This window comes from Campylobacter sp. IFREMER_LSEM_CL1085 (assembly GCF_025772235.1).
Lineage (GTDB): Bacteria > Campylobacterota > Campylobacteria > Campylobacterales > Campylobacteraceae > Campylobacter_D > Campylobacter_D lari_D.
The window spans coordinates 1-652 of sequence record NZ_JAKMRU010000050.1 but is presented as its reverse complement, the minus strand read 5'-3'; the positions used below and the strand labels follow the sequence as shown (position 1 = coordinate 652).

At 29.9% G+C, this 652-nt stretch carries 2 protein-coding genes; both read left to right on the top strand.

The window, feature by feature from the left end; translation table 11 throughout:
• A partial coding sequence (locus L8W56_RS08760) for a DUF5675 family protein (RefSeq protein WP_263660035.1) occupies positions 1 to 347 on the top strand: 347 nt, incomplete at its 5' end.
• Between the two features lie 5 nt (positions 348 to 352).
• The coding region (locus L8W56_RS08755; protein ID WP_263660036.1) for a hypothetical protein at positions 353 to 652 on the top strand (300 nt) is incomplete at its 3' end.

The following is a 652-nucleotide window of genomic DNA, read 5'->3' as shown; positions in this document are numbered from 1 at the left end:
TTGAAAGAGAAAAAGACTTAAGAGTTCCTGCAGGAGTTTATAATCTAAAAAGACATACACTATCTAGTTTTAATGATAAAGGTAAAAGGATAGTAGCAGGAGTTAAAGTTTTAAACGATGATGATAGCGTTGTAAATATCTACAACGATGATGTACCTTTTGATAGACACATTTTAATCCATTGGGGAAATACAGACAAAGATACAAAAGGTTGTATTTTACTAGGTTTAACTAAGAGCGATGAAAGTGTCGGACAAAGCAGACAAGCTTGTAAAGAATTTTACGATTTAATGCATGGTAAAAATCTTGAAGACATTAAATTAGAAATAACAAATGAATTAGCATGAATTCTATATTTTCATATATCCTAGGAGATAAAAAACTTTATATTGCTTTAGCTCTAATGGCAATTTTAGCAGGATATTTTTATCTAAGACTTGATAGTACTCAAGCAAAATTAGAAAAAAGTCAAAGTGATTTAAATTTAGCTTTGGGTGTAAATAATGAACTCACAAGGATTACTCAGGAGCTTAAAACAAGACACGAGCAAGAGCTAAAAGCACTCTTTCATGCAAATACTCAAAAAAATCAAATCAAAACAAGGGTTGATGATGTTAAAAACTATATATCCAAAAGCAATGAAACTAATACC